A 23,592-nucleotide genomic window follows, 5' to 3' on the forward strand; every position below is an offset into this window, starting at 1 on the left:
CAAAGGCTCCGTCCCCAACCCTCTAGGATGCCTTTAAGGCAATTTGAGGCAATAGGGAGGCGGCTCTACTTCGCGCGTTATGGTCAATGGCAATCGCGTCGTCGGCCGAGCTCAAAGGCGCAAGGTTCCCGGCGCGAATCCAGTCGTTCATGGTGGCTTCGACAAGACGCGCAATCGACCCGAACTTGATCTTTCCGGCAATGAACGCCGCCACCGCCACCTCATTGGCAGCGTTGAATACCGTGGTCGCACCACGTCCAGTACGTAACGCCTCGTAGGCCAGACGCAAGCCCGGGAACCGCTCGAAATCCGGCGCTTCAAAGGTCAGCTGTCCGATTTTTGCGAGATCGAGCCTCGCCGACGGGCCGACGATTCGTTCGGGCCATCCGAGGCAGTGCGCAATCGGAATGCGCATGTCGGGCGCGCCGAGCTGTGCAACCACGGAGCGATCGGAGAATTCGACCATGCCGTGGATGATCGACTGCGGATGGACGAGAACGTCGATTTCGTCGGCGCTCAGCGCGAAGAGATAGGAGGCCTCGATGACTTCGAGGCCCTTGTTCATCATCGACGCCGAATCGATGGTGATCTTCTGGCCCATGCTCCAGTTCGGATGCTTCAGAGCCTGCTCCAGCGTCGCCTGCTCGATATCGGCCGGCGCCCAGGTGCGGAACGGCCCGCCCGAGGCGGTGATGATCACGCGCACCAGTTCCTCGCGATTGCCGGAAGAGAGAGCCTGAAACAGCGCGTTATGCTCGGAATCCGCCGGCAGGATGCAGGCGCCGGCTTTCGCCGCGCGCTGCATGAAGAAATCGCCGGCACAAACCAGGCATTCCTTGTTGGCGAGCGCCACGGCCGCGCCACGGTCGACCGCGGCCAATGCCGGCTTCAATCCGGCCGCACCGCTCACCGCCGCCATCACCCAGTCGGCGGGACGCGCCGCGGCCTCGATGATGGCGCTTTCGCCGGCGCCGCATTCGATGCCCGTGCCGGCCAACGCATCCTTCAGTTCACCAAGGCGCGCGGGGTCGGCGATCGCTGCGAATCGCGCGCCGAATTCCTTGGCGAGTTTGGCCAGCGCTTCGACATTGGAATTCGCGGTCAGGGCCTCGACGGAATAGCGGTCGCGTGCACCGCGCAGCAAATCCATGGTGCTGTCGCCGATGGAACCGGTGGCGCCCAGCACGGTGACCGTGCGTACGGCTGCCGCCACGGCCTTGTTGTTACGCAATGGAACTGCGCTCATAATTTCACCAAACCATAAGACCGCGGCCGACGCCATCGGCGCCACCCCGCAGAAGGCCGAAAAGAGCCGCCACGACGACGGCTGCGACAAATCCATCCAGGCGATCCATTAGCCCGCCGTGGCCGGGAATAATGTGACTTGAGTCCTTTACGCCAAAACGGCGCTTCACGGCGGATTCGAAGAGGTCGCCGAGCTGTGAGACGACCGAAAGAGCCACGGAAAGCAGCAATAACGGCCCTACTTTGCCCAGATCGAACGCGGCAAACCCGGCCGCCACGGCCAGGCTGGCGGCAAGCCCGCCGGCGGCGCCCGCCCAGGTCTTTTTAGGGCTGACGCGCGGCCAAAGTTTTGGGCCGCCAATGCCGCGGCCCGCGAAATAGCCGCCGCTATCGGTCACCCAAACGATCAACAGCACGAACATCAGCGCGGCGAATCCCTTGACGGGATCGAGACGCACCAGCACCGAGGCGATCTCGGCCGCCGCCGCGTACAAGAATCCCGCCGCGGCCCAGCTTCGCCGCTCCGGCGCAATCGACACCACCGCAACAAGGCCGACACCGAGCACGATCAGCGCGGCATCGAGCCGGCCAATCGCAAAGCAAAGCCCGGCGATAGCAAGCGCGGCCACACCCGGCACCGTCACGCGGGTAGCACCGGCGAGACCCACGATCGCAAACCATTCGACGAACAGACCGATGGCGGCCAGCGTCACCAGCGCGGTCCAGAGCCAGCCGCCCGCATAGGCGATCGCGACCGCAAGCGGAATCAGCACGGCGGCTACGGCGATGCGCATGACGAGGTTTCGCGAATCGGGTTGGCCCGCCGCCGGCGCGGCCTCGCGTTCGGTCACGATCCGGTTTTCACGGCCAGACCGCCGAAACGGCGTTCCCGTCTGGCGTATTCGGCAATGGCGCTTTCGAGCGCGGCCTTGTCGAAATCCGGCCAGTGGATCGGCACGAAAACGAGTTCGCTATAGGCCGCCTGCCACATCAGGAAGTTCGACAGCCGCTGCTCACCGCTGGTGCGGATGATCAGGTCGGGATCGGGAAGATCAGGCGCATCGAGATAGCGGCCGAGCGCATCGGCGTCGATCGATGCCGGATCACGCTTGCCCTCCGCCACTTCGCGCGCCAGCCGCTGCGCAGCGCCGGCGATTTCCTGGCGCGATCCGTAATTGAAGGCGACGACGAGATTGAGCTTGGTGTTGGCCCGGGTCAGTTCCTCGGCTTCATTCAAGAGCGTGCAGATATCGGGCTCCAGCCCTTCCCGCTCCCCGATCACACGCACCCGCACGCCGTCGCGATGCAGCGTCGCCAGATCGTTGCGGATGAAGCGGCGGAGCAGTCCGAACAGATCGCCGATTTCGGTCGCCGGCCGGGACCAGTTCTCGGAGCTGAACGAAAAGATCGTCAGGTAAAGCACGCCGAGTTCATGGGCGGCGCGAACGACGCGGCGCAGCGCATCGACGCCACGGCGATGGCCTTCGGCGCGCGGCAAGCCGCGCGCTGCCGCCCAGCGCCCGTTTCCGTCCATGATGATCGCCACATGCAACGGGACGGATCGATCCGGTCCTTCCGTAGCGGGGGCGGCGGCGTTCGGCATTATCAGAATTCCAGGACCAATCTCGACTCTTGTGTACGTTGCCGTCAAACGGTGAGGATTTCCTTTTCCTTCGCCGCAAGCAACTGATCGATTTCCGCAATCGTTCCGTCGGTCGCCTTTTGCACCTCGTTGGCGAGCCGCTCCTGATCGTCTTCGGAAATCTCGTGATTCTTCTCGAGCTTCTTGACGATATCCAGCCCGTCGCGACGGACATGGCGGACCGCCACCTTGGCGGCTTCCGCATATTTATGCGCGACTTTCACCAGTTCCTTGCGCCGCTCCTCGTTGAGCTCGGGAATCCGCAAGCGCAGCACCTGCCCTTCGGTCGCGGGCGACAGGCCGAGGTTGGAATCGACGATCGCCTTTTCCACCGCCTTCACCATCGACTTGTCCCATACCTGCACGGAGAGCAGGCGCGGCTCGGGCACGCTGACGGTCGCAAGCTGGTTGAGCGGCATGTGCGAGCCGTAAGCCTCGACCTGCACCGGCTCCAGCATGGATGCCGCCGCGCGGCCGGTCCGCAGTCCGCCCAGCTCGTGCTTGAGCGAGTGGGTGGCGCCTTGCATACGGCGCTTCAATTCGTTGATGTCAAAACCGGGCGTGGGCATAACGCTCTCCCCTCCATAGAAACCAGCCGCCGGCATCTCAAAAGCCTGCGGTTCGAAGCAGCACTGGCGTATCAGCCGGCGACCACCGTGCCATGGCCGGTCCCGCGCAGGATCGCGCCGATCGAACCCGGCTCGGCGATCGAGAATACGATGATAGGCAGTGACGTCTCGCGGGCAAGCGCGAATGCAGTCGCATCCATCACCTTGTAGTCGCCGGCAATCGCCTGCGAATGCGTCAGGCGATCGAACCGCTTGGCCTGCGGGTCCTTTTTGGGATCGGCGCTGTAAACGCCGTCGACATTGGTGGCCTTGAGCACGGCCTGGGCCCCGATCTCGGCCGCCCGCAACACCGCTGTGGTGTCGGTGGTGAAGAACGGATTGCCGGTTCCACCGCCGAGCAGGACGATTCGGCCCTCGGAAAGGTATTTGTGCGCTGCACTGCGGGTGAACAGCTCGGAAATCTCGGGCATCACGAACGCCGACAGGGTCCGCGCCGGCGTCCCCTTGCGCTCGATCGCGGCCTCCAGCGCCAGGCAGTTCATCACGGTGGCGAGCATGCCCATGGTGTCGCCGGTCGGGCGCGACACGCCGCGCGAGGAAACTTCGACGCCGCGAACGATATTGCCGCCGCCGATCACGACGGCCACCTCGATACCGAGCTTCTTGGCCGCGATCAGATCGTCGGCAATGCGGTCAACGGTAGGCTGGTCGATGCCGAAGGAGTGGCTGCCTGCGAGATACTCGCCCGAGAGCTTGATCACGATGCGACGATAGACCGGCTCAGCCATTGCTTATCGCTTCCTTGTCCCGCGCAGGTGACTTCCGGCGCGCTGGCGCCGGAAGGTTTTGACCGCAGCGGTTACTTCTTGCCGCTGGCCGCCGCGACCTCGGCTGCGAAATCGGATTCCTGCTTTTCGATTCCCTCACCGAGAGCATAGCGCACAAATCCGGCAATCTTCACCGGCGCACCGATTTTGCCTTCGGCTTCCTTGACCGCCTGGGCGACCGACTTGCCCTTTTCGTCATGGATGAACGCCTGCTCCAGCAGGCAGACTTCCTTGTAATAGGTCTTCAGGCCGGACTCGACGATCTTCTCGATCACGTTCTCCGGCTTGCCCTGCTGGCGATATTTGTCGGCCAGCACGTCCTTTTCGCGCGTCACGATCGCCGGATCGAGGCCGGACGGATCCAGCGCCTGCGGATTGGTCGCAGCCACATGCATGGCCAGCTGACGGCCGAGATGGGTGAGCTCATCGGTCTTGCCGGCGGATTCCAGCGCGACCAGCACGCCCATCTTGCCGGCGCCATCGATCACGGCGCCATGGACATAGCTCGACACCACGCCCTGGCTGACTTCGAGTGAAGTCGCGCGGCGCAGCGACATGTTCTCGCCGATGGTCGCAATCGCGTCCGAAATCGCGGTCTCGACGGTGACGCTGCCGACCTTGGCCGCCTTGATCGTCTCGACATCGGCGCCGTTGTGCAGCGCGACCTGCGCGATCATCTTGACGAGGCCCTGGAACTGCTCGTTGCGGGCAACGAAATCGGTTTCCGAATTGACTTCGACCACGACGCCCTTGGCGCCCGACGTGACCGCGCCGATCAGGCCTTCCGCCGCGACGCGGCCGGCCTTCTTGGCAGCCTTCGACAGACCCTTCTTGCGCAGCCAATCCTGCGCGGCCGTCATGTCGCCCGCGGTTTCGGTGAGCGCTGCCTTGCAGTCCATCATGCCTGCGCCGGTCGACTCGCGCAGTTCCTTGACCATCGCCGCAGTGATCGTTGCCATCGTCGAATATCCTTCTTGCCTGTTGGCCGCGGGCGCGGCGCACGCTTTGCGCCGTGCCGCCGTCAGCTACAGGGAATGTCGTAATCTGGGGAGCAGAACCGGTGGCCGGAAGACCCGGCCACGCGGCGTACCGATTATTCCGCTTCCGCGGTCAGCGTCTTGGCCTGGGCAACCCAGGCATCGGCGCGGCTCGGAAGACCAACCTCTTCGCCGATCTTGTGCGCGGTATCGTGGTCGAGTTCGGCGAGCTGCCAGTAGTGGAAGATGCCGAGGTCGTTGAGCTTCTTCTCGATCGCACCCGACACGCCGGTGAGCTTCTTGAGGTTGTCGGCGGTGCCGCGCGGACCGGCCAGCCCCTGGAAGCCGGTCGGCTGGGCAGCGGCCGGAATTTCCTCGCGGGCCGGCTGAGCGGAGGCGCCGATGTCGATGCCGTGGTCGCCCTGGGCGCGCGAGATGCCGTCGATGGCGGCGCGGGCCACCAGGTCGCAATACAGCGAGATGGCGCGGCCGGCGTCGTCATTGCCCGGCACCACGAAGGTGATGCCCTTGGGGTCGGAGTTGGTATCGACGATCGCGGCAACGGGAATGTTGAGCCGCTGCGCTTCCTGGATCGCGATGTCTTCCTTGTTGGTGTCGATCACGAAGATCATGTCGGGAAGACCGCCCATGTCCTTGATGCCGCCGAGCGAACGGTCGAGCTTGTCGCGCTCGCGCTGCAGCGTCAGCCGCTCCTTCTTGGTGTAGGAGGAGGCCTCGCCGGACGAGAGCACTTCATCGAGGTGACGCAGGCGCTTGATCGAGCCCGAGATCGTCTTCCAGTTGGTCAGCGTGCCGCCGAGCCAGCGCGAATTGACGAAATACTGCGCCGAGCGCTTGGCCGCTTCGGCAACACCGTCCTGCGCCTGGCGCTTGGTGCCGACGAACAGGATGCGGCCGCCCTTGGCGACGGTGTCGCTTACCGCCTTCAGCGCGGTGTGCAGCATCGGCACGGTCTGGGCGAGATCGATGATGTGGATGTTGTTGCGGGCGCCGAAAATGAACTCCGCCATTTTCGGATTCCAGCGGTGCGATTGGTGGCCAAAGTGCACGCCAGCTTCAAGCAGCTGACGCATAGAAAAATCGGGTAGCGACATAGTGATGATTCTCCGGTTGGTTCCTCCGGAAACGTGTGAGCAAACGAGCCTTATGGCCCGGCTGCCACCGGACGGCCTTTTGAGCCATGTTTCCGTGTGAGATGGCGCGGTGTATAGCCGGATTCCAGCCAGAAGCAAGGAAATAAGGCCGGTTTCCAGGCCCCGCGCCTGCCAATTGGACCGGTGGCCTCAGGTGCCGGCGGGGGCGCTCGAAAATGCCCGGAACGGCCCCTATCCCGGCTTAACAGGCCCAAAAGCGGACCTAAGACCGGGCTTTCTGCATAATGGTATCCAGATTATACCCCAAACGCATGAACCTACAGGACATTGAAGCCTTTGTGGCGGTCGCCGAAGCGGGCTCCGTCAACCGCGCTGCCGCTCGGCTCAATCTGACCCAGCCGGCGACAACCCGGCGCATCCAGAATTTCGAGGCCGCCATCGGCGGCGCCCCCCTGTTCAACCGGGCCGTGAAGCCTGCAGCATTGACCTCGCTGGGCAGCCACGTGCTGGAGCGCTGCAGGCGGGTGCTCACAGCGGTGTCGGAACTGGAAGCCTGCACCGCGAAGGCCGCGGATCCCGCGGGCCATTTGAAAGCAGGCGTCGCGCACGGGCTGGGCGATATTGTCATGACCACGCCGCTCGATGCGGTTCGGCGCACGTTCCCGCGGATCCGGTTACAGATCAGTTCGCACTGGAGCACATTTCTCATCGAGGATGTCCGCAGCGGCGGACTCGATTGCGCGATTGGTCTGCTGACCGAAGCGCATACGGTCCCAGCGGGCGTGAGCGCCATTGCGCTGGGCCCCGAACAAGTCGTCATCGTTGCGCCGGCCAGGCCGCCGGCAAAGCCCGGTGGCCATCCCTGGCGGCTGCGCGATCTCGCCGACAAGGAGTGGTTTCTGAATCCGCCGGGGTGCGGCTGCCGTGCCGCTCTGGTGAAAGCATTCGACAGGCTGCAGCTTCCCCTTCACATCGCGGCTGAGGTCTTTGGCGAGGACCTTCAACTGTCGCTGCTTACCCAAAGCGGCGGCTTGGGTTTGGTGCCGCGGCGCCTGTTCGAGCACAGCCCGCATCGTCAAGCGTTGCAGATCCTGGACGTACCGGACTTCATTCTACCGGCGACCGTCACTTTGATCCGCAGCGCCTCGCCGGGTCGCTTCGATCCCGCGCTCGAATTGCTCGAGGGCGAGCTCCGGGCCAAACTCGACTAGTTATCTGCTCGCATAATCATAATACAGATTATGCATTTGATTTATTTTGCAGGCGATCGCAGGTTCACCAGACAGATCGATTTTGGGTCCGGTCAGAACAGGAAGCTCGCCGATGATCGTTACGGTGTTTCGAACCCGGATGAACCCCGGAGTTCAGGATGAATATGGTCCGATGGCGAAGCAGATGAGCAAACTGGCTCAAACGGTCCCGGGTTACATTTCGCACAAGGGCTTCGTCGCCGAAGACGGAGAACGCGTGACCATCGTTGAATTCGAGTCCGAGGAGGCTTTGCGCGCCTGGCAAGTCCATCCCGAACACGGCAAGGCCAAGCGGCGCGGCATCGAGAGTTTTTTTAGCGACTACAAGTTTCAGATCTGCAGCGTGATCCGCGGTCGGTCATGGACGACGAAGCGCGAGGCGAAGGCCGAGGGAGGAATCTCTGCGTGATCGTACCGCCCACGCTGCTGAGATAGAGGGGATGACGATTCGAAGAAAAGTCATCGCACTCTAGCTAGGCCCGCCTGCATTACGCGCCATCGACGAAAAGACGCGACAAGGCCCTACAGGCTCTGGGCGTCAGCCACGCTGGACATCGGGCCCGCAACCTGCGGCGCGGCCTTGAAGCGGAAACGGCGGAAAGCTTCATGTCCAACCCGGCCAGACCCGGCGATCTGGCCCCGTTAACAATCAGCATCGGGCACCCGGCGGGCACCCCCTAGCCGCCGCCGGAGGCGCCGGACGCGCCGCTGGTGGCGGAGCAGCCATCCGGGGCGGCGGCGGGGGTGGTGCGGCCATCCTTGGTGGAGGCGACGGCGCGGCCATCCGCGGGGGTGGCGCGGGCGGTGCGGCCATCCGCGGAGGTGGCGGGGGTGGTGCGGCCATCCTTGGCGGCGGCGGCGCGGCCATACGTGGAGGTGGCGGAGACGGCGCGGCCATCCTCGGTGCAGGCGGCGGCGCGGCCATCCGCGGCGGCGGAGGGGCCGGAGCGATGCGGGCCGCCGGTGGTGGCGGCGGCCTTGCCGCCTGTACAGCCGACGGCGGCGGGGCCCGCCGCAATTCCGGCTGCAGTTGAGGTCTCGGAGCGACGGTAGCGCTCGGCTTCGGCGGCGCCGCGGCGCTGGGTGGCGGCGCGGCCACCCTTGGCTGCTGGCCAGCCGGAGCCGTCGCCCCGATGGCGGGCCTGGAGCCGGTAGCCGCGCTGGGTGCAGCCGGTGCGGCCGATCCCGGACGGGGCGCGCCCGGCGCAAGCCGTGCGTTCGGATTCACGGCCCCCGGTGATACCGCAGCACTTGGAGGCGCGGGCGGCGCGCCCCTGGCGCCTGGAACCGGCAGGGCGTTGATCCTCGGCGAGGGCTGTGTCGAAGGCGACGTGCCTGGCGGCGCGTTCACCGGCTGCGTCGCGTTCGGCCTCCCGGTCGGTCCCGCGGGAGCGCCGGGCAAACCAGTTCTCACGGCAGGATTGATCGTAGCGCTCGGCGGTACCGGCGCTCTGCCCTGCTGAATCAGCGTCGCCCTCTGCGCGACGGCAGGCGGCAATGTCGGCGTGGCGCCACCACGCTGCGCCGGCGCAACTGTCGCCTCCGGGGCGCCGGGGCGTCCAACAGGTCTGGCGCCAGGCCCGGCCGCCGGCAAAGGCGTTTGCGGCCTGTTGATCACGTTGTTGATGACGGCCCTGTTGTGAATGTTCGCAAAGATGATGTTGTTCGGCGGCGGCGCCACATAGCGCGGCGGCCTCACATAGACCGGTATCGGCACAAAGATCGGCTGCGGCAGGATGAACAGCCCGATCGGTGGCGGCGGCGGCTCCAGTATCACGAAATCATCCGGCGGCGGCGGCAGGTAGTAGACCGGCGGCGGAGGCGGCGGGACAAAATCGAACTCGGGATCGCCGAAGGCCAGCACCGGCCGATCGATATAGATGAACTCTTCCGGTGGCGGCGGCGGCACGTCGTAGTCGATGACATCAAATGTCGGCGGCGGCTCGATCGGCGCGGTGAGAATGGCAAGGCGGCGGCGCGCGTCGGCGGCGTGAGGCCCGCGTGGATAGCGTTGCAGATACGACCAATAGGCGTTCGGCGTGTCGGTGCGGTAGGTGCGGCGCCACGTGATCGCTTCGCGCCGCGCCGCCGCGATCGCCCTCACCCGCTTCGCCATCGGATCGTCGGGATAGGCGGCGAGAAAATCCTCATAGGCCGGCAGCGTGTCGCGCTCCAGCACCGCGGCGTAGGCGTCCTGCACGCCGAGATCGCGGATCGGCTTGCTGCGGACGGCGGCGACCTGGTCCGGCGGCGTAGCTGCGGCTGCGGGCGCATCCGGTGCGCGCTCGAAGAACGTGAAGGCCGCGTCGACCTTCTGGCTGTCCCAGGGCACCTGCGCGCCCTTGCTCGCCTCGTTGACGCGAAGCCGCACGCGGTTGAAAACCTCCGGCAGCGGCAATCCGCCGGTCCGGATCATCTCGGCCAGCGACTGGGCGTAGATGCCGTACGGTCCCTGCTCGGCCGGCGCGACCGTTCCGGGCGCCGCGTTGAATGCGATCAGCATGTGCGGGTCCGCCTCGACCAAAGCGAGACCGCTTGCGATTTGTCCGTTGACGAAAGGCTGTTGCCGTGCCGCGTCCAGCACAACGATGCCGGCCTTCAGCGGCAGCGAGGCGAGCTGGCGGATGTAGTCCCCGGTCCGCAGCGCCTCGATCGGCACGTCGGTATCGCGGTTGATCGCGGAATCGACCGGCACGAAATAGTTCTCGCCCGCCAGTTGCAGCCCGTAGCCGGCCAGGTACACCATCGCGACCGTGTCCGGCCCCGAGGTTTCGGCTTTCTGGATGAAGTCGCGGAAACTCTTGCGCAGCGTGTCGCCATCGAGATCGCGGGCGCCGATCACGTCAAAGCCGGCCGCCTGCAAGGTCTGCGCGATCAGGCCGGCATCGTTGGCCGCGGTCGCCAACGGCGATTTCGCATAGGCGGCGTTGCCGACCACCAGCGCAATGCGCTTTTCCGGCTGCTGCGCTGCGGCGATGTTCAAATGTCCCGCCAGTCCGGACATTGCAACGAGACACACCGAAAGGATCGACAAACTTCTTGCTAACCGCATGGTTTCCACCCTGTCGCCGCCCAAGCGCCGCATGGAACGCGCGTTAAGCTGAACATGTCTTGAACAAATGCGCTCTCAGCAAGGCATGACGCGGTCAAATCACGCCTTGTGTCCCCGCCCCGCCCGGTTCCTGCACCGAAATTCGCATTGTCGCGGCCGCCCGGCGGGCGTATCCTCTTGCCTAAATCGTGTTCGCCCGCATCGTGAGGCGGCTGCGCGAGTTCCTCCCGATGTGCGGTTTGCCCATGCAATGGAGGAACTGCCATGACCGTTGCCCCGACCCTGCAGAAATATCTGGATCAGAGCGTCACCTACGACCTGATCCCCCACGCCCCTACCATGTCATCGACGCGCACAGCCGAGGCCTGCCATGTGCCGGGCGAGGCGCTGGCCAAGGCCGTCGTGCTGCGCCGTGACGGCGGCTACATGATGGCCGTCCTTCCGGCCTCCCATCATTTGCACCTGTCGGCCCTGAAAAGTCAGCTCGGCCACAAGGTCGACCTGGCGAGCGAAGACGAAATCGAACGGCTGTTCGAGGACTGCGAACGCGGGGCCATACCGCCGCTCGGCGAGTGCTACGGGCTGGACGTCATCGTCGACGACAGCATCGATGCGCGACGGCATATCTACATGGAAAGTGGCGATCACGCCACGCTGATCCGCATGGAGGGCGAGCAATTCGCGCGACTGACGGCGAAGGCCTGGCGCGGCCACTTCAGCACGCACGATTAAAAACGCTCGTTCGGCCGACTGCGCCGGCGCGGTCGAGCGGCTTCAAGTAGAATGCTCCGCACCCGTTCGCGGTCGAACAGGCGCGAGCCGTTTGGGACGATTCGATCGCAAGAGGCCGGCGCTTCAGTGATGGGCCGCGACGCTCTTCACCCATCCGGTCAGCAGATCACTGGGCGCAAACTGGCTGACGTCGCCCAGGCTGATCATGCCGACCATCCGCTTGCTCTTGTTGATCACCGGCAACCTGCGGACCTTCAGCGTCTCCATATGATGCACCGCTTTCGCAAGATCATCGTCCTCGCGGCAGCAGTGGATGCCGTCGGTCATCACGTCGCGCGCCTTGGCGCGGCTGGCATCAAAACCGTTGCCGGCAAGCCCTTTGCAGACGATGTCGCGATCGGTCACCATTCCGACCAGCTTGTCGTCCTCGCCGATCGGAATGCAGCCGATATCGTGCGCACGCATCAGTTTGGCGATTTCGGTGATGGGCGTGTCGGGGCTGACCCAGTCGACGCCCTTGTGCATCGCGTCTTTGACTTTCATGGCGGATCTCCGTTGCTGCGATTTCAGGTGGAATTCACGTGATGCAGAACAGTTCCCCCTAGATTCGATTATACGCCGGATCGGGCAGGACGGCATCGCAAAAGCAATGAAAACTTCTTGAATTTGCGAGCTGCGTCATTGTGCGGCGGGATGGGCAACCGCGCACAATGCGCTTTCGGCTATTGGCGCTGGCCTGCAGAAATCATGTTCCTGATGCTGACATAACTTGGCAGTATCACCGCTAAGCACGACCTTCGTCGCGACCGATCCCGATGGCCATCGGCTGCGCGTGTTCGTACCGGCGGCGGCATGAGCAGCAGGTAGCTAGCTGTTCGCACACTGAGCCGCTGCAGGCCCTGAGCTGAGGCCTAATCTGCCAATTGCAGCTCGGCGAGCGTCGTTCTCGCCATCGGCTCGTCCAGCGGAATGAGGTCGGCCGGCCCTGTATTGTCGCTGCCGGACGTTACGACAGAGGCAACCACGGCGCCGGCCAATCCGGCAACCATGGTCGTACCGGTTACCGCGTCATGCCTCGCGCTCGACTTGAGCAGAAAGAAATAGGTGCGTCCGGGTGCCGTGGTGAAATCGCGCCTGGTCTCGCCGGGAAACAGCACTTCGGTCGCGGTGACCTGATGCGGGCCTGCCGGGACATCGGCATAGGCGTAGGTTCCTACGAGCACCTTGCCGATCGGACTGCCGTCCAGCTTCACGTCGCAGGCGCAAAGGGACATGGACAGGCCGTCGCGCTTTTGCTGAAGCACCACCACCCGGGACAGCCCTGGTTTCGGCGGACCGATCTTCTGCGATATCGCCGCATAGTCTGTTCCGACTTTGGCGGTCATACACCCCGACAACAACAACGCACCCGACAGCAACGCAATTCCACGCCCCAACATAACGCCCCCAAAACTAATCCCCTGCAAGGGCATAGCCGGGAACGCGGTGAGGCTGCAACACAACTTACGCGATTGTCCGCGGGATCGGTTAGTTGCACCGCCGGAAACGCTACGGCCTACAGCGTCTGCACGTCCACCACGCCCGCAACCGCCTTGATTGCGCCCGCGATCTGCGGCGAGACCTTGAAGCGCCCCGGCAGCTTCACTTCCACCTCGGTCTGCAGGTCGAGCATGATGACGAGCGAGACGTCGCCATCGGCGCCGCCGGATGGCGCGGGCGCAGGCTTTGCCGGCAGGCCCTTTGCCGGACCGCCCGGCGTGGCGGCTTCCGGCATGTTGAGCCGGCGCGCGATGGAATCCAGCGGCTTGGGGTCGCGAACGAAAATCCGCAGGCCTTTTTGGGTTTTCGCCGCGGCGTCATCCAGCGGCTCGGCATGCAGCACCCGGGCGCGCACGTCCTCGCCTTGCAGTTCGGCGCCGAGCTGCAGCAACACAGCAGCCCCCGGCTCCAGCACGTCGCGGTATTGCGCGAGGCCTTCCGAAAACAACACCGCCTCGAAATGGCCGGTCGGGTCTGACAGCCCCATGATGCCCATCTTGTTGCCGGTCTTGGTGCGCCGTTCCATCCGCGACACAACAGTGGCCGCGACCTTGCCCGCGGTCGCGCCGGTTTTGACGGCGCGCGAGAATTCCGCCCAGGACTGCACCCGCAGCCGCTTCAACACGGTCGCATAGTCGTCGAGCGGATGGCCGGACAGGAAAAAGCCGACGGCGTCGTATTCACGGCGGAGTTTTTCGGCCGGCAGCCAGGGCTCGATCTGCGGCAGCATGATGGTCGGCGCGTCGGCCGCATTGCCGAACATGTCGTTTTGACCGATCGTTGCCGCCTCATGGCTGCGCTGGCAGGCGGCGAGAATGGCATCGGCGCCGGCAAAGACGCGCGCGCGGTTGGATTCGAGCGTGTCGAATGCGCCGGCCGCGGCCAGGCTTTCGATGATGCGCTTGTTGACCGCGCGCGGATTGACCCTTGCTGCGAAGTCCGCAAGCGAGGTGAAGGCGCCCTTCTTGCGCTCCTCAACGATCTGCTCGACCGCCTGCGGGCCGACGCCCTTCAGCGCCGCCAGCGCATAATAGATCGTGTTCTCGCCGACCTCGAAGGTGGCGCCCGAACGGTTGATGTTCGGCGCCTCGACCTTGATGCCGAGCCGCTGCGCCTCGGCGCGAAATTCCGACAGCTTGTCGGTGTTGTTGAGTTCGAGCGTCATCGACGCCGCCAGAAACTCCACCGGGTAATGCGCCTTCATGTAGGCGGTGTGATAGGACACCAGCGCATAAGCCGCGGCGTGGCTCTTGTTGAAGCCGTAGTCGGCGAATTTTGCGAGCAGCTCGAAGATCGTGTCGGCCTGCCCCTTCGGCACACCGTTCTTGACCGCACCGGCGACGAAGATCGCGCGCTGCTTCTCCATCTCGGCACGGATCTTCTTGCCCATCGCGCGGCGCAGCAGGTCGGCGTCGCCGAGCGAATAGCCGGCCATCACCTGCGCGATCTGCATCACCTGTTCCTGATAGATGATGACGCCGAACGTCTCCTTCAGGATCGGCTCCAGGATCGGATGCAGATATTCCGGCTCCTCGTCGCCGTGCTTGCGCGCGCAATAGGTCGGGATGTTGGCCATCGGGCCCGGGCGATACAGCGCCACCAGCGCGATGATGTCCTCGAAGCGGTCGGGGCGCATGTCGATCAGCGCGCGACGCATGCCCTGGCTTTCCACCTGGAACACGCCGACCACGTCGCCCCGCGCCAGCATCTGGTAACTCGGCGCGTCGTCGATCGGCAGCGTCGGCAGATCGACCTGGATGTCGCGCTGCCTGAGCAGCTTTACCGCGACGTCGAGCACGGTCAGCGTCTTCAGGCCGAGGAAGTCGAACTTGACGAGCCCCGCCGGCTCGACCCATTTCATGTTGAACTGGGTCACCGGCATGTCGGATTTGGGATCGCGGTAGAGCGGCACCAGTTCGCTCAAGGGCCGGTCGCCGATCACGATGCCGGCGGCGTGGGTCGAGGCGTGGCGCGTCAGCCCTTCGAGGCGCTGGGCGATGTCGAAGGCGCGCGCGACCACCGGGTCCTCATCGCGGAACGCCTGCAGCTTCGGTTCGCTCTCGATCGCCTGCGCCAGCGTCACCGGCGCGGCCGGATTTTGCGGCACCAGTTTTGTCAGTTTATCGACCTGGCCATACGGCATCTGCAGCACGCGGCCGACGTCGCGCAGCACGCCGCGCGCCTGCAGCGTTCCGAAGGTGATGATCTGCGCCACCTGATCGCGGCCGTAGCGCTCTTGCACGTAGTCGATCACCTCGCCGCGGCGGTCCTGGCAGAAGTCGATGTCGAAGTCCGGCATCGACACGCGCTCGGGATTGAGGAAGCGCTCGAACAGCAGGCCAAACCGAATCGGATCGAGATCGGTGATGGTCAGCGAATAGGCGACCAGCGAACCGGCGCCGGAGCCGCGGCCGGGACCGACCGGAATGTCGTGGGCCTTGGCCCATTTGATGAAGTCCGAGACGATCAGGAAGTAGCCCGCATAGTTCATGCGGTTGATCACATCGATCTCGAAGGCGAGACGCTTTTGGTATTCCTCTTCCGTGGTGCCGGGCGACAGGCCGTGAACCTGCAGGCGCCTTGCGAGCCCCTCCTCGGCCTGGCGCTTCAGCTCCGCAGCCTCCTCGCTTTCCGCATCGGAGCCCGAGCCGGCGCCGACCGTGAAGCGCGGCAGGATCGGCTTTCGCGTCTTCGGGCGAAACGAGCAGCGCTCCGCGATCTCGACCGTGGAGGCCAGCGCTTCCGGAATGTCGGCGAACAGCACCGCCATCTCGGCGCGGGTCTTGAAGCGGTGATCGGGCGTGAGCTGCTCGCGGTCGGTTTCGGCGATCAGCTTGCCGCCGGCGATGCACAACAGCGCGTCGTGGGCTTCGTAATCGTCATTCGATGCGAAATATGGCTCGTTGGTCGCGACCAGCGGCAATCCCTTGGCATAGGCGAGATCGATCAGGCCGGCCTCGGCGCGGCGCTCCTTGTCGATGCCGTGGCGCTGCAATTCGACATAGAGGCGATCGCCGAACAGATTCGCCAGCCGGTCGCAACGCCCTGTCGCGAGCGCCAAGTGATCGGCATGCAGCGCCAGCGAGATCGGGCCGTCGGGGCCGCCGGTCAGCGCGATCAAATCCTCGGCATCGTCTTCCAGCCATTCGAGCTTGATATGCGGGGATTGATGCACCGGCGTTTCCAGAAACGCCCGCGAGTTCAGCCGCATCAGGCTGCGGTAGCCGCGCTCCCGCGCCGCCAGCAATACGATTCGCGACGGTGCTGAAGCCAGCGCATTGCGCGCATTCGGGTCCTGGTCGCCGAAATCGACGGCGAGTTCGCAGCCGACGATCGGCTGGATGCCGTAGCCCGCCATCTTGTCGGAGAATTCCAGCGCCCCGAACATGTTGTCGGTGTCAGTCAGCGCCAGCGCGGGCTGGCGGTCGGCCTTCGCCAGTTCGCCGAGCTTGGCGATCTTGATCGAGCCCTTCAGCAGCGAATACGCCGAATGAACGTGGAGATGAACGAATCCGGCACTGGACATGTCGCTTAACGGGCTCTTGCATCATGGTGGGGAGCGATCATCGGCCGCTGATGCGCGCCGACTCGCCACCGCGATGGTGATGCCTTGGCCTTGCCGAGTCCACGCGGAACGCAGCTTCCGCGCCCGCCATCCGGCTTTTCCCCAACCCGTCCGCAAGACGGCCTGGGTCGACCTGGATCAGGTTTCCGATTCGCATCAAAGCTGCGGAATCACCTGCGCCCAGACCGCGATCATCGCGACAAACAGCGTAATCGACGCCAGCGCCGCCGCTTCTTCCACAAACATCCGCAACATCGTCCGACTCCCTACGATATGAGAACATATGAGGAACATTGTTCCTTTTTTGTTCCGGGAGTCAAGGGCCGGTCGCGGGTCGGTTTGGAGAATGGCCCCTGTGGTTAATTCCTGACCTGTCTTTAGGGCGGCTTGTCCTGCCGACTTTCTGTCTGTGGACGTTCAATAAGTTCGTATGAGGGAACGTGGTCGGACTCCAACCACGATTCGAGCGCAGCGCCGCAGACTACGCAGATCGCGTCACCCGTGTGCGGTACCAAGAACTTCTCTTCAGTGCGTCTGTACTCGGCGCCGCAATTGCATTGAACAATTGTCGCCATCCCCGAAATATGCGCCCGGAGCCGCCAGTTTTCCAGCCCGGAACTCTGCCATAATCAAACTGACCTGGTTAATTCCAGACCCGAGGTCATTCGAAGCTCCTCATTAGCTTCTCAATGTAATCGTTCACGACCTCAGCGAAATCACGCTGATCGCCAGAGGTTGCCGCGTCGCGATGGGTCTGCACCACCCGCTGAACCTCCTGAAGGGCGCCGGTCCGATCGGAAGGCTCTGTGGCGGCCATATATTCGTCAATCGACCTTTCGGCCATCGGGACGCCATTGGTGTCAGCAATTCCAATCAATCTTCGCAGGTCGCCGGAGCATTTTTCAAAATCTGCCATCTCCCAAATATGCGCGCCGTCCCGCGCGTTTTCCAGCCCAGAACTCCGCCACAGTCAGACTGCCCACTACCCAAAGGTTTCGATTGAAGGAGTTATGCCGGCAAATCCCGGTGGTTGATCGGCCTCTCCGCTCAAGAAAAAAGCCCCGGGACAACGCCCCGGGGCTTCCTTGTTTCGCTAGTCCTGCGAAATCAGTACTTCCCGATGACCGGGCCGCCGAAGCGATAGTTGATGCGGGCGGTGACGAGGTCAGCGTCCTGCTTGATGTCGTCATTGCGGGTGTTAACGCCGAGAGAGTTGAAGGCGTAGTTCTGGGTGCCCATGAACAGATGGTTATACTCGACGCCGAACGACCAGTTCGGAGCGAAGGCGTATTCCACGCCGGCGCCAACCGTGCCACCCCAGCGGGTCTCTTCGGCGCGATCGATCACGGTGCCCAGGAACAGGCCTTCGTAGCGGTTGTCGGTCACCGCAGCACCGCCCTTGACGTAGAACAGGACGTTGTTGGCGGCATAGCCGACCTGGCCGGTGAACAGGCCGAACGCGTCGATCTTGGAGCGGTTGACGAGAGGCGCCCCAAGGAGGCTCACGTTCGAACCGTTGAAGTCGGCCCAGTTGCCCTGCGCTTCGAGGCCGAACACCCAGTTGCCGGCCTGCCAGCGATAACCGACCTGACCACCGATGGTGCCGCCGTCCGCGTCGTGGCAACCTTCGGAAGCCGGAGTGAACGGAACGCCGCCGACCGCGGTGTTGGTCCAGCAGTTTTGGCTCGTGCCATAGCCGCCGTTCACGCCGATGTAGAATCCGCTCCAGTCATACACAGCAGCGACCATCGGAGGCGCCTTGGTGTAAGGACGTGCAGCGAGATCCGCAGCGAGTGCCGGCGCAGCCGCGCCGAGCGCGATCAGACTGGCCGTAACAAGCAAAACCTTCTTCATACTTTTTATTCCCGTTCCGTTTTGACAGCCCCCAAGGCCGAGGCATGCTCTTAGCATTGTTCGTTCGAATTGCTGTAACCTCACTGCAACAGCCCACACCAAATGGCCTCAGTGCGAACGTAAGTTAATGTTGTCTTGCAGGCGTTTCTCGAAACTTTGCACCGGAACCCGCCGCAAAAAATTCACATTCGCCTTGCGGCGGTATTGCAATGTAGAGTGGCTTGACGGAATTGCGCCGGTGCGGCTTGTGTCGATGCAGATGGAACCAGCAACGCGCGGAAGTACGATCAAGGAGATTCGAAATGCGTAAAACTGTACTAGCCGTGCTGGCCGCGAGTGGACTGGCCGCACTCGGCGCCACGCCTGCCGAAGCGGTCGGCACCCGATATCCGTTCTGCATCCAGGGCGACGAGCACCCCGGCCTCAGCAACTGCACTTTCACGAGTTACGAGCAGTGCCAGGCGACCGCTTCGGGACGGTTTCTCTACTGCATCGCCAATCCCTATTATATCGGCGAGAGCGAACCGCCGCCGCGCGCCGCGTATCGCCCGCTGCCCGGCCGCGCGCTGCCGCCCGCCCCCGGCACCGGCAGATACTGAGCGCCCGTCGAGGGCGCATCGCACCGCGCATCGCCAAGGGACATTCAACGCGCGAACGTGATTTGACGCGGGCGCGGGTGGATCGTCTGCTCAGCAACTGAAGATTTCCGGTGAAGATTCTTGGGGCTACCGGCGGAGGATGCATGCGAAGGGCATGGCTGGCGCTAATGGCGGCCTTTGCTGTGTCGGCAACAGTCGCGATGCCGGCTGTGGCGCGCGAGTTTCCCTACTGCATCAAGGGCTGCGATTTCGGCGCCGGCGCCGGCGATTGCAGTTTTTCGACGCTGGCGCAGTGTCAGGCAACCGCCTCCGGGCGAGATGCGAGTTGCGCTGCGAACCCCTATTTCAACGCCAAGGCGGACATGCAGACCGATCGCAGCCGCCAACACGGAAGGAGATTCTGATGCGCATTCTGGCTTTGGCAATTCTGGCGATCGGAGCGGCCTCGGCCGCAGTACCGGCGCAGGCACAGACTTACGATCCCAACTACCCGGTTTGCCTGCATGTTTATGGCAGGCTCAGCTATTACGACTGTACCTATTACACCCTGCCTCAATGCAACGCGTCGGCCTCGGGCCGCGCGGCGCAATGCGTGATCAATCCGTATTTCGCACATGCATCTCAAGATCCCTCGGCACGCCGCTACAAGCGCTACCGCAACGGCTACTGAGCGTTATCTGTTTGATTTGAGCACAACAGCTGCGATTTCGGCGATTGCAGTTTTTGGCGCGCACGCAGTGTCAGGCAACCGCCTCCGGGCGAGGTGCGTATTGCGCTGCGAATCGCTATTTCAGGGCCAAGGCGGAAATGCAGACCGATCGCAGCCGCCAATTCCGTAGGAGATACTGATGCGCATCCTGGCTTTGGCAATTCTCGCAATCGGAACGATTTCGGCCGCAGCTCCGGCGCGCGCCCAGACATACGGCGGAGGATATCCGGTCTGCCTGCATGTCTACGGCCCGGTCACCTATTATGAGTGCAGCTATACGTCGATTCCTCAATGCAACGCGTCGGCCTCGGGCCGCGCGGCGCAATGCGTCGTCAATCCATATTTTGCAAATGCGTATCAGGATCGGCCGGTGCGCAGGCGCGGCGCTTACTGAACGACGTCCCTAATTGCGCATGATCTCTTCGGAAAACCGGATCCACTTTGCGCTAACGCGCCCTTCGGGTCCGGATCATGCGCTACTCCAGTTCGACGACCTGGCCGTCAACCAGCGACACCCGCCGGTCCATCCGGCCGGCCAGTTCCATGTTGTGGGTGGCGATCAGCATCGCGACCTGCGTCGCCTTCACCAACTGCATCAGCGCACTGAACACGTGATCGGCGGTGTGCGGATCGAGGTTTCCGGTCGGCTCGTCCGCCAGCAGCGCCCGCGGTGCATTGGCGACCGCGCGCGCGATGGCAACCCGCTGCTGTTCGCCGCCGGACAGCTCGGCCGGCCGGTGCGTGATGCGGTCGCCGAGGCCGAGATAGGACAGGATCTCCTCCGAGCGCTTGATCGTCTCGGCGCGTTTGAGGCCGCGGATCATCTGCGGCAGCATCACGTTTTCGAGCGCGGTGAATTCCGGCAGCAGCCGGTGCTGCTGATAAACAAAGCCGATGTCGGAGCGCCGGATCTGGGTGCGGTCGATGTCCGATAATTGCGAGGTCGGCGTGCCCGCGACATAGACCTCGCCGTCATCGGGGCTTTCGAGCAGGCCCGCGATATGCAGCAGCGTCGATTTACCCGAACCCGACGGCGCCACCAGCGCCACCGACTGTCCCGCCCACAGCGCGAGCTTGGCGCCGTTGAGAATGGTCAATGTCGCCTCGCCCTGCCTGTACTCGCGTTTTATCTCGTGGAGATAGATAACCGGTACATCTTCTGCCTCCTCGGCCATCTCGTCCTCACTCGTACCGGAGCGCGTCGACGGGATCGAGGCGCGCGGCGCGCCAGGACGGATAGAGCGTCGCCAGGAACGACAGCGTCAGCGCCATGATCACGACCGCGGTGGTCTCGCCGAAATCGACTTCCGCCGGCAGCCGGGAGAGGAAGTAGAGTTCCGGCGAGAACAATTCTGTGTTGGTCATCCAGGACAGGAATTGCCGGATCGATTCGATGTTCAGGCAGATCAGCATGCCGACAAAGAAGCCGGTCAGCGTGCCGACCACGCCGATCGCAGCGCCCGTGATCAGGAATATCCGCATGATCGAGCCCTGCGAGGCGCCCATGGTGCGCAGGATGGCGATGTCCTGCCCCTTGTCCTTGACCAGCATGATCAGGCCGGAAACGATGTTGAGCGCGGCAACCAGCACGATCATGGTCAGGATCAAAAACATCACATTGCGCTCGACCTGCAGCGCATTGAAGAAGGTCGAGTTGCGCTGCCGCCAGTCGACCAGGAACACCGGCCGCCCCGAGGCCTCCGTCACGCTCTTGCGGAACGCGTCGATTCGATCGGGGTTGCTGGTGAATACCTCGATCGCGGTCACGTCGTCCTTGCGGTTGAAATAGGCCTGCGACTCCGGCAGCGGCATGAACACGAAGCTGGCGTCATATTCCGACATACCGATCTCGAACACGGCCGCCACCTTGTAAGGTTTGATGCGCGGCGTGGTTCCCATCGGGGTCACCGCGCCCTTGGGCGCGACCAGCGTGATGGTGTCGCCGGCATGTAGCGACAATTGATCGGCGAGCCGGCGCCCGATGATAACGCCCTGCCCCTCGTCAAATCCCTCCATCGTGCCCTGCTTGATGTTCTTGGCGATCGAGGTGAGGTTGTTCAGGTCCGCAGACCGCATGCCTCGCACCAGCACGCCGGCGGCGTTGAAGGCCGAGGACGCCAGCGCCTGACCGTCCACGACCGGCGCGGCAAGGCGGATGCCCTCGAGCTGGCTGATGCGCTCGGCGACGTCCTTCCAGTCGGTCAGCGGCGATTCCAGCGGTTGCACCAGCAAATGCCCGTTCAGCCCGAGGATCTTGTCCAGCAGTTCCTTGCGGAAGCCGTTCATCACAGCCATCACGATGATCAGCGTGGCGACGCCGAGCATGATGCCTAGGAAGGAAAATCCGGCGATGACCGAAATGAAGCCTTCCTTGCGACGCGCACGCAGATAACGCCCGGACAACAGCCATTCGAAGGGCGCAAAAGGCGGGGTGCGGGCTGTCTCGTTCATGGTCTCATCCATTACTCGATAATCCCATGATTCGGGCCAAATGTGGCCTTAATGGCCAACATTACAAGCGCGGTGGATATCTTATCCCGCTATCTTTGCCACCACTTCGGCCGGGCTGAGATTCTCGCGCGAACCGTCGCTGCGACGTTTGATCTCGAGCTTGCCCTCGGCAAGGCCCTTCGGCCCGACCAGAATCTGCCAGGGGATACCGATCAGGTCGGCGGCCGCGAACTTCGCTCCCGCGCGCTGGTCGGTGTCGTCATAGAGCACATCGACGCCCTTGACCTGAAGTTCCCGATAAAGCTTCTCGCACGCGCCATCGACGGCAGCATCCCCTTGCTTCAGGTTCAGGATCACAGCCGTGAACGGCGCCACCGCCTCCGGCCATTTGATGCCGGCATCGTCGTGGCAGGCCTCGATGATGGCGCCGACCAGGCGCGAGACACCGACACCGTAGGAGCCGCCATGGATCGGCACGTCGACGCCATCGGCGCCGGCAACCAGCGCCTTCATCGCGTCGGAATATTTGGTGCCGAAATAGAAGATCTGGCCGACCTCGATGCCACGCGTATTGACGCGCTTGTCGGCCGGCACTTCGCGTTCGTACCGATCGGCATCGTGGACGTCCTCGGTCGCGGCATAAACCGATGTCCATTGCTTGATGATGTCAGTGAGATCACCGTCATAGTCGACGTCATCGGGCGGGATCGGCAGATTGAGCACGTCGCTGTTGCAGAACACGCCGGACTCGCCGGTTTCCGCCAGCACGATGAATTCATGGCTGAGGTCGCCGCCGATCGGGCCGGTCTCGGCACGCATCGGGATCGCCTTCAATCCCATCCGCGCGAAGGTCCGCAGGTAAGCCACGAACATCCGGTTATAGGAACGGCGCGCCGCCGCCTCGTCGATGTCGAAGGAGTAAGCGTCCTTCATCAGGAATTCGCGGCCGCGCATCACGCCGAAACGCGGGCGCTGCTCGTCACGGAACTTCCACTGGATGTGATAGAGATTGAGCGGCAGGCTCTTGTAGGATTTGACGTAAGCGCGAAAGATCTCTGTGATCATTTCCTCATTGGTCGGCCCGTACAGCAATTCGCGCTTGTGGCGATCGGTGATGCGCAGCATCTCCGGACCATAGGCATCGTAACGGCCGCTCTCGCGCCAGAGGTCGGCAAGCTGCAGCGTCGGCATCAACAGTTCCAGCGCACCGGCGCGGTCCTGTTCCTCACGAACGATCTGCTCGATCTTCTTCAGGACCCGGAATCCCAGCGGCAGCCAGGCGTAGATGCCGGCCGCTTCCTGCCGCATCATGCCCGCGCGCAGCATCAGCCGATGCGAGACGATCTCCGCCTCTTTCGGATTCTCTTTCAGGATGGGTAGAAAAAACCGCGACAACCGCATGGGACAACTCAAGGAATCAGTGGGATACCGGAAGAGGTGCAGTGAAACCGGATCGGGTGCGAAAA

At 63.6% G+C, this 23,592-nt stretch carries 24 protein-coding genes; 8 read left to right on the forward strand and 16 right to left on the reverse strand.

The window, feature by feature from the left end; genetic code table 11:
* Positions 1-22: 22 nt before the first annotated feature.
* From dxr to C7G61_RS16950, 7 genes are all read right to left on the reverse strand, one after another.
* A complete protein-coding gene (gene dxr, locus C7G61_RS16920; protein WP_108516155.1) occupies positions 23-1,246 on the reverse strand; it encodes a 1-deoxy-D-xylulose-5-phosphate reductoisomerase in 1,224 nt (407 codons plus the stop codon).
* Between the two features lie 4 nt (positions 1,247-1,250).
* Positions 1,251-2,096 carry a phosphatidate cytidylyltransferase gene (locus C7G61_RS16925; RefSeq protein WP_108516158.1) on the reverse strand — a complete coding sequence of 282 codons (846 nt, stop codon included), beginning with the start codon at positions 2,094-2,096 and terminating at the stop codon, positions 1,251-1,253.
* Positions 2,093-2,848: an isoprenyl transferase gene (locus C7G61_RS16930; RefSeq protein WP_108516161.1), complete on the reverse strand. Its 756-nt coding sequence runs from the start codon at positions 2,846-2,848 to the stop codon at positions 2,093-2,095. The genes C7G61_RS16925 and C7G61_RS16930 overlap by 4 nt, the downstream gene beginning before the upstream one ends.
* A gap of 44 nt (positions 2,849-2,892) precedes the next feature.
* Positions 2,893-3,456, reverse strand: a complete 564-nt coding sequence (gene frr, locus C7G61_RS16935; protein ID WP_108516164.1) for a ribosome recycling factor — start codon at positions 3,454-3,456, stop codon at positions 2,893-2,895.
* A 71-nt stretch (positions 3,457-3,527) separates the two neighbouring features.
* Complete coding sequence (pyrH, locus tag C7G61_RS16940; RefSeq protein ID WP_108516167.1) at positions 3,528-4,244, reverse strand: UMP kinase; 717 nt, start codon at positions 4,242-4,244, stop codon at positions 3,528-3,530.
* Between the two features lie 71 nt (positions 4,245-4,315).
* Positions 4,316-5,242 (reverse strand): translation elongation factor Ts, encoded by a 927-nt coding sequence (tsf, locus tag C7G61_RS16945; protein WP_108516170.1) that lies wholly within the window; start codon positions 5,240-5,242, stop codon positions 4,316-4,318.
* Between the two features lie 134 nt (positions 5,243-5,376).
* The gene (locus C7G61_RS16950) at positions 5,377-6,375 is read right to left on the reverse strand and encodes a 30S ribosomal protein S2 (protein ID WP_108516172.1); all 999 of its coding nucleotides are present in this window, start codon (positions 6,373-6,375) and stop codon (positions 5,377-5,379) included.
* 311 nt (positions 6,376-6,686) lie between these two features.
* Here C7G61_RS16950 and C7G61_RS16955 point away from each other — a divergent pair, with 311 nt between their 5' ends.
* Together C7G61_RS16955 and C7G61_RS16960 are read left to right on the forward strand one after the other, a co-directional pair.
* Positions 6,687-7,586: a LysR family transcriptional regulator gene (locus C7G61_RS16955; RefSeq protein WP_190241853.1), complete on the forward strand. Its 900-nt coding sequence runs from the start codon at positions 6,687-6,689 to the stop codon at positions 7,584-7,586.
* A 112-nt stretch (positions 7,587-7,698) separates the two neighbouring features.
* Entirely contained in the window at positions 7,699-8,034 is a 336-nt protein-coding gene (locus C7G61_RS16960; RefSeq protein ID WP_108516178.1) for an antibiotic biosynthesis monooxygenase family protein, read from the forward strand.
* Positions 8,035-8,274: 240 nt separating this feature from the next.
* Here C7G61_RS16960 and C7G61_RS16965 read toward each other — a convergent pair whose 3' ends face one another.
* Complete coding sequence (locus C7G61_RS16965; RefSeq protein WP_108516351.1) at positions 8,275-10,677, reverse strand: caspase family protein; 2,403 nt, start codon at positions 10,675-10,677, stop codon at positions 8,275-8,277.
* Positions 10,678-10,941: 264 nt separating this feature from the next.
* Between C7G61_RS16965 and C7G61_RS16970 the strand changes: the two genes are divergently transcribed.
* Positions 10,942-11,409 carry an aminoacyl-tRNA deacylase gene (locus C7G61_RS16970; RefSeq protein ID WP_108516180.1) on the forward strand — a complete coding sequence of 156 codons (468 nt, stop codon included), beginning with the start codon at positions 10,942-10,944 and terminating at the stop codon, positions 11,407-11,409.
* A gap of 123 nt (positions 11,410-11,532) precedes the next feature.
* Here C7G61_RS16970 and C7G61_RS16975 read toward each other — a convergent pair whose 3' ends face one another.
* The 5 genes from C7G61_RS16975 to C7G61_RS16995 form a co-directional block, all read right to left on the reverse strand.
* The gene (locus tag C7G61_RS16975) at positions 11,533-11,952 is read right to left on the reverse strand and encodes a CBS domain-containing protein (protein ID WP_108516183.1); all 420 of its coding nucleotides are present in this window, start codon (positions 11,950-11,952) and stop codon (positions 11,533-11,535) included.
* A gap of 368 nt (positions 11,953-12,320) precedes the next feature.
* Positions 12,321-12,794 carry a DUF2846 domain-containing protein gene (locus C7G61_RS16980; RefSeq protein ID WP_244608326.1) on the reverse strand — a complete coding sequence of 158 codons (474 nt, stop codon included), beginning with the start codon at positions 12,792-12,794 and terminating at the stop codon, positions 12,321-12,323.
* 170 nt (positions 12,795-12,964) lie between these two features.
* The gene (dnaE, locus tag C7G61_RS16985) at positions 12,965-16,474 is read right to left on the reverse strand and encodes a DNA polymerase III subunit alpha (RefSeq protein ID WP_108516187.1); all 3,510 of its coding nucleotides are present in this window, start codon (positions 16,472-16,474) and stop codon (positions 12,965-12,967) included.
* Between the two features lie 700 nt (positions 16,475-17,174).
* Positions 17,175-17,429: a hypothetical protein gene (locus C7G61_RS16990; protein WP_108516190.1), complete on the reverse strand. Its 255-nt coding sequence runs from the start codon at positions 17,427-17,429 to the stop codon at positions 17,175-17,177.
* A gap of 191 nt (positions 17,430-17,620) precedes the next feature.
* Positions 17,621-18,367, reverse strand: coding sequence for an outer membrane protein (locus C7G61_RS16995; protein WP_108516193.1), 747 nt, complete (start codon positions 18,365-18,367; stop codon positions 17,621-17,623).
* 302 nt (positions 18,368-18,669) lie between these two features.
* On the opposite strand from C7G61_RS16995, the gene C7G61_RS17000 reads away from it, so the two are divergent.
* From C7G61_RS17000 to C7G61_RS17020, 5 genes are all read left to right on the forward strand, one after another.
* Positions 18,670-18,966: a DUF3551 domain-containing protein gene (locus C7G61_RS17000; RefSeq protein ID WP_108516195.1), complete on the forward strand. Its 297-nt coding sequence runs from the start codon at positions 18,670-18,672 to the stop codon at positions 18,964-18,966.
* Between the two features lie 143 nt (positions 18,967-19,109).
* Complete coding sequence (locus C7G61_RS17005; protein WP_108516197.1) at positions 19,110-19,370, forward strand: DUF3551 domain-containing protein; 261 nt, start codon at positions 19,110-19,112, stop codon at positions 19,368-19,370.
* Positions 19,370-19,636, forward strand: a complete 267-nt coding sequence (locus C7G61_RS17010) for a DUF3551 domain-containing protein (RefSeq protein WP_108516200.1) — start codon at positions 19,370-19,372, stop codon at positions 19,634-19,636. Before C7G61_RS17005 ends, C7G61_RS17010 begins: the two co-directional genes overlap by 1 nt.
* A 53-nt stretch (positions 19,637-19,689) precedes the next feature.
* Entirely contained in the window at positions 19,690-19,815 is a 126-nt protein-coding gene (locus tag C7G61_RS47430; RefSeq protein ID WP_190241854.1) for a DUF3551 domain-containing protein, read from the forward strand.
* On the forward strand, positions 19,815-20,069 hold the full coding sequence (locus tag C7G61_RS17020; RefSeq protein WP_108516204.1) for a DUF3551 domain-containing protein: 255 nt from the start codon (positions 19,815-19,817) through the stop codon (positions 20,067-20,069). Before C7G61_RS47430 ends, C7G61_RS17020 begins: the two co-directional genes overlap by 1 nt.
* A gap of 82 nt (positions 20,070-20,151) precedes the next feature.
* On the opposite strand, the gene C7G61_RS17025 is transcribed toward C7G61_RS17020, so the two are convergent.
* The 3 genes from C7G61_RS17025 to proS form a co-directional block, all read right to left on the reverse strand.
* Positions 20,152-20,850, reverse strand: a complete 699-nt coding sequence (locus C7G61_RS17025) for an ABC transporter ATP-binding protein (RefSeq protein WP_108516206.1) — start codon at positions 20,848-20,850, stop codon at positions 20,152-20,154.
* 7 nt (positions 20,851-20,857) lie between these two features.
* On the reverse strand, positions 20,858-22,138 hold the full coding sequence (locus C7G61_RS17030) for a lipoprotein-releasing ABC transporter permease subunit (RefSeq protein ID WP_108516209.1): 1,281 nt from the start codon (positions 22,136-22,138) through the stop codon (positions 20,858-20,860).
* Between the two features lie 69 nt (positions 22,139-22,207).
* Complete coding sequence (gene proS / locus C7G61_RS17035) at positions 22,208-23,527, reverse strand: proline--tRNA ligase (RefSeq protein ID WP_108516211.1); 1,320 nt, start codon at positions 23,525-23,527, stop codon at positions 22,208-22,210.
* Between the last annotated feature and the right edge of the window lie 65 nt (positions 23,528-23,592).

The organism is Bradyrhizobium algeriense (assembly GCF_003062295.1).
GTDB classification, from domain to species: domain Bacteria; phylum Pseudomonadota; class Alphaproteobacteria; order Rhizobiales; family Xanthobacteraceae; genus Bradyrhizobium; species Bradyrhizobium algeriense.